Source organism: Rhodopseudomonas sp. BR0C11 (assembly GCF_010820945.1).
GTDB lineage: Bacteria > Pseudomonadota > Alphaproteobacteria > Rhizobiales > Xanthobacteraceae > Rhodopseudomonas > Rhodopseudomonas palustris_H.
In genome coordinates this window covers 1-5,139 of the sequence record NZ_QTKI01000351.1, presented here as the reverse complement: position 1 = coordinate 5,139, position 5,139 = coordinate 1, and the positions used below count along the sequence as shown (strand labels likewise).

The following is a 5,139-nucleotide window of genomic DNA, read 5'->3' as shown; positions in this document are numbered from 1 at the left end:
CCTTCTGCCAGGTGGCGCGGATGCGGGCGGCGGCCTTGCCGACGCCCTGCGCCGGCGCGACCGAGCGCGGACCTTCCTTGGCGGACTCGTTGCTCGGCATCGCGGTCGCTTCAGCGGCGACCGACTCGGTCGAGGCCTGCTGCTGTTGCTGCGCCTTTTCCTTCTGCTCCTCGTCGACCTTCTTCGGCGTCTCGGTGGTGACGACGCGGTCCGGCTCCTCGGTCTCCTGCGGCGTGTCCTTCGGCAGGTCGGAGTCCTTGACCTCGGCCTTCTGCTCGTTGAGCGCCGGCGACGCCATCGAGGCCTCGGTGTCCGGACCCGGCGGCAGATCGGAGGCCTCGATCTTCGGCGACATCATCTCGACGCCGACCTCGATCGCCGGCGCGCCGAGCGCGTCGTCATCGGCATCTTCCGGCATGCTGACCAGCGCCAGCGCGGCGCCGCCGACGTGCAACGCCACGGCGCCGACGGCGGCCATCAGCCAGAGCCGGTAGGTGCCATTGCGGTTGAGGTCAGGGTCGGTCATGCGATTGCGTTTCTAACAAAGTGCAACTGTGTTTGCGAGCGGGCCGGAGCCCATCTGCCCCGGCAAAGCCCTCAAAGGCTTTGCCCCGTCCCCTCGCGCGAGACGGCTAATTGCCGTCCGGCTTGGCGCCGGGCACCGCTTCCAGCGCCACCAGCTTGATCTTGGCGTAGCCGCCGGCCCGCAGCATCTCCAGCACGTCCATCAGCTCGCCATACGGCACCGCGCGATCGGCGCGCAGGAAGATGAAGCGCTCCTTGGTCATGTCCGGCATGGTGTCGAGCGTCTTCACCAGGTCGACGCGCTTGACCTGGTTCTCGCCGATCGCCACCGCGAGGTCGGACTTGATGCTGACATAGGTCGGCTTGTCCGGCCGCTTCTGCGGCGTGGCGCTCGAGGTCGGCAGGCTGACCGGAAGGTCCACCGTCGACAGCGGCGCCGCCACCATGAAGATGATCAGCAGCACCAGCATCACGTCGATGAACGGCGTGACATTGATCTCGTGGGTCTCGTCGAAATCGTCGTCGAGATCGTCGGAATTGCCGAGCGAGACAGCCATCGCTCACTCCGCCGCGCGGGCGCGATGCGCGCTGCCGTGGCTGCGATCGAGATCGCGCGACAGCAGACGGCCGGCGGCGCCAGACGCGCGGGCGACCAGTTCGAGGTAGACTTTGATCTCGCGCGAGAAGTGATTGTAGATGATCACCGCCGGGATCGCGGCGACGAGGCCGATCGCGGTGGCGAGCAGCGCTTCGGCGATACCGGGCGCGACCACCGCGAGGTTGGTGGTCTGCGACTTCGAAATGCCGATGAAGCTATTCATGATGCCCCACACCGTGCCGAACAGGCCGATGAACGGTGCGGTGGCGCCGATAGTGGCGAGGAAGCCCATGCCGCGGCGCATGTGACGGCCTTCGGCGCGCACATACTCGCTGAATGACGACGCCGCGCGCTCCTTGATGCCTTCATCGCTCGACAGACCGGCCGACAGCTTCGCTTCACGCAGCGCCGCGGCGAGCAGCATCGACAGCACGCTGTGCTTGTCGCCGAGCGCCATCTGCGCCTCGGCCAGCGAACGGGACTCACCGATCTGCTTCAACGAGCGGCGCAGCCGGAAACGGGCGCGGCCGAGTTCGACCTTTTTGGCGATGAAGATCGTCCAGGTGATCACCGAAGAGATCGCCAGACCGATCATGACGATTTTGACGATGATGTCGGCGTTGAGGAACATCGTCCACGGCGACAGCTCGGACAGGCCGGGCGTGACGCTACCGGGCTGATGCCCAGCCTCCGGCAGCGCCTGCGATGCAGCCGGCGCGGGAGCGGTGGCGGCCGGCGCGGGAGCCGCGGGTTGCGACGGTGCGGTGGCGGCGGGAGGCGATGCCGGCTGTTGTGCGACGGACGGTGCGAGCGGCGCGGACAGCGACAGTGCGATCAGGGCAACGCCGATCGATCGGAAGCTCAACTTGTTCATACTTCGGCCCAGTAGCGGATGAGGTTGTGATAAATACCGGTCAATTTGACCGTTTCAGGGTCATCGCGTCCCAGCCGCTCGACCAGGGCCTGAATGGCGTTGTCGAGATCGTAGATCATGCTGCGCGCCTGCGCATCACGTATCATGCTCTGCAGCCAGAAAAAAGACGCCACCCGTGCGCCGCGCGTGACCGGAGTCACCATGTGCAGGCTGGTGGACGGATACAGCACGGCATCGCCCGCGGCCAATTTGACCTCGTGCGAGCCGTAAGTGTCTTCGATCACGAGTTCGCCGCCGTCGTACTCGTCCGGCTCGGCCAAGAACAACGTGACCGACAGATCGGTGCGAATACGCAGACCGGTGAGATGATCACCGCGCACCGCATTGTCGACATGGATGCCGAAATGATGGCCGCCCGACGCCGCGTAGCGATTGAACAGCGGCGGAAAGATCTGCAGCGGCACCGCGGCGGAGACAAACTTCGGATTGCTGGTGAGCGCCGACACGATCCGCCGTCCGAGCGCGCGCGCCAGATCGCTGTCGGGCGGCAATTGCTCGTTGCGCTTGACCATCGCCGACTGCGCGCCGGCGGTGGAGCGGCCATCCTCCCAATCGGCGGCGTCCATCAGGCGGCGGAATTCCGCGACCTCGGACTTCGGCAGAACCTCGGGAATACAGACCAGCATGGCCGCTCCAGTCTCGCGACGCGCTTACAGCGCGCCGCGTAGCGTCAGCCAGACCGAACGGCCCGGCGCGATGAACACGAACGGCGAGTTCGAACGATAGAACGCGTCGTAGTAGGTGGTGTTGAAGATGTTGTTGACCGACAGCTTGGCAGTCATGTGCTTGTCGACCTTGAACTCGACGAAGCTGTCGAACCGCCAGTGCTCGGGCAGCACGTTGCCGTTGATCGCCGCGAAGGTGCCGCCGTAGATCTTGGAGGCGTACACCGCCTGCCCGCCGACTTCCCAATGGTCGTCGAACTTGTACTTGGTGAGCAGGTTGAACGACTGATGCGCGATGTTGGCGAGCTGCGCGCCGACCGAATTCGGATCGATCGACTGCAGCACCTTGGTTTCCATCAGTACCAGGCCGCCGAACACGCTCCAGCGGTCGGTGATCTTGCCGGAGGCTTCGAGGTCGATACCGCGAACCCGATAGACGCCGGTCGACAGGATGTTGTTGCCGACGGTCTCACGGGCGTTCGACTTCTGGGTTTCGAACAGCGACGCGGTCAGCAGCAACCGGCGATCGAACAGCTCCCATTTGGTGCCGACTTCCGCCGCCTTGTTCATTTCCGGCGGCAGCGCCTGGAAGGTGGCGTTGTTGACGACGAGGCCGCCGTAAGCGGTGCCCGAGGCGTCGAGTTCGGCGCCGACCGGATTGGTCGAGGTCGCGTAGGCGGCGTACAGGCTGGCGTAAGGCAGCGGCTTCACCACCGCGCCGAGATTGTAGTTCCACATCCCCGACTGCACCGCGGTAGAGGTCGCCGCGGTGTGTCCGGTGATGTTGTAATCGTCGTAGCGCAGGCCGCCGTTGAGGATGACGACGTCGTTCCAGTTGGCGGTCTCGATCACATAGGCCGACTTGGTGTCGACGTTGATGAAGGTCGGGTTGTAGGCGCGCTGCGGCTGGGTGGCGAACTCGAACAGGTTCGGCGGCGCCAGCAGCGGCACGGTGATGCGACCGCCGCTCTGGAAGCCGGCGAGCTCAGAGGTGAGGCCCGCATAGGTGTCGCGCATCACGCTTTCGCGCGAGATTTCCGCACCGCCGACCATGGTGTGCTTCACCCCGCCGACATCGAACTTGTAGGTCAGGTCGGTCTGGTTGGCGAGCACGTCGGTGGTCTGATAGCGGCTCTGCGACGCCAGCGATACCGTGGTGGCGGTCGGATTGCTCGGCAACGTCCCGATATAGTCGAGCACCGAATGCGCGGCGCGCGAGCGGTTGGTCAGGGTCAGGTCCGGCGTGATCGCGAACTCACCGGTGACCGTGCCGAAATCCTGCTTGGCCTTCTGGAAGTCGCGATTGACGAAGCCGTAATAGGTTTCGCGCGGCACGTTGACGTCGGTCGACGGCCGGCGCAGCGCGGTGTTGTACGGCACGCCGAAATCCGGCAGGCCGTCGAGATCGGTGTGGACGTAGTTGGCGGTGACCTTGATGGCATCAGTCGGCGTCCACTTCACCGCGGCCAGCGTGCCCCAGCGGTCGTCGGTGACGTAGTTGCGACCGGCGACCTTGGCATCCTGGTAGAGACCATCGACACGGACCGCCAACGTCGGGCTCAGCACCTGGTTGACGTCCACCGTGACGCGCTTGGTGGCGTCGGAGCCGAACGTGGTTTCGGCCTTGGTGAAATTGCCTTCGGTGGTCGCCTGCTTGGTGACGATATTGATGGCACCGCCGGCGGTGCCGCGGCCCGCCATGGTCGAGGCCGGGCCACGCAGGATCTCGACCTGCTCGGTGAAGAAGTTCTCGCGGATCGAGATCGCCGGATCGCGGATGCCGTCGATGAACACGTCATTGCGGGCGTCGAAGCCACGGATGAAGAAGCGATCCCCGAACGCGTTGCCGCCCTCCCCGGTGCCGAGCGTGACGCCGGCGGTGGAACGCGCCACTTCGCGCAGCGAGGTCGCGTTCTTGTCTTCGAGCAGTTCCTTGGTCAGCACCGTCACGGTGCGCGGGGTGTTGAGCACCGGCTCGGTGAACTTGGTGCCCGACAGCCGGTCGACCTTGTAGGGCGCGGCCGCATCCGCATAGGGGTTGCGATCCGCCGACAGCGTGCCGGCATTAGGAAACGGCACCGGCTGCACCTGGGTCGGCTGCGTGCGGCGCGCCGCCCGGCGCAGCGCGGTGCGGGCACGCACCTGATCGGGCGTTGCGCGCGCCGCAGCCGGTTTCGGCCGTGCCACCGGGGCATCGACGGTCACGGCCGGCAGGCTCGACTGCTGCGCTTCGGCGCCGCCGATCGACGCTACCGCGATCATGCCGGCTACCGCCGACACCTTGCGGCCATGATGGCCGTCGAATTCGCTGAAAGTCCGAAGCGTTGCTTCCGCCCGCAACGACCTCGGTGCCTTTGCCCCGTTCATCCCACGCCCCCAGATGTGCTGCCGCTAATCAAGTGCAACAAAGGTGGTAT

Annotated in this window: 5 protein-coding genes; all 5 read right to left on the bottom strand. The window is 65.7% G+C overall.

The features are described from left to right. A partial coding sequence (locus tag DYI24_RS20770; protein WP_164573669.1) for an energy transducer TonB occupies positions 1-526 on the bottom strand: 526 nt, incomplete at its 3' end. 106 nt (positions 527-632) lie between these two features. After that, positions 633-1,082: a TonB system transport protein ExbD gene (gene exbD, locus DYI24_RS20765; protein ID WP_107356298.1), complete on the bottom strand. Its 450-nt coding sequence runs from the start codon at positions 1,080-1,082 to the stop codon at positions 633-635. 3 nt (positions 1,083-1,085) lie between these two features. After that, positions 1,086-1,997, bottom strand: a complete 912-nt coding sequence (gene exbB / locus DYI24_RS20760; protein ID WP_107356299.1) for a tonB-system energizer ExbB — start codon at positions 1,995-1,997, stop codon at positions 1,086-1,088. Further along, positions 1,994-2,683, bottom strand: a complete 690-nt coding sequence (locus DYI24_RS20755; RefSeq protein ID WP_164573668.1) for a Fe2+-dependent dioxygenase — start codon at positions 2,681-2,683, stop codon at positions 1,994-1,996. Before DYI24_RS20755 ends, exbB begins: the two co-directional genes overlap by 4 nt. Before the next feature lie 24 nt (positions 2,684-2,707). Beyond that, a complete protein-coding gene (locus DYI24_RS20750; RefSeq protein WP_164573667.1) occupies positions 2,708-5,089 on the bottom strand; it encodes a TonB-dependent receptor in 2,382 nt (793 codons plus the stop codon). Positions 5,090-5,139 lie beyond the last annotated feature (50 nt).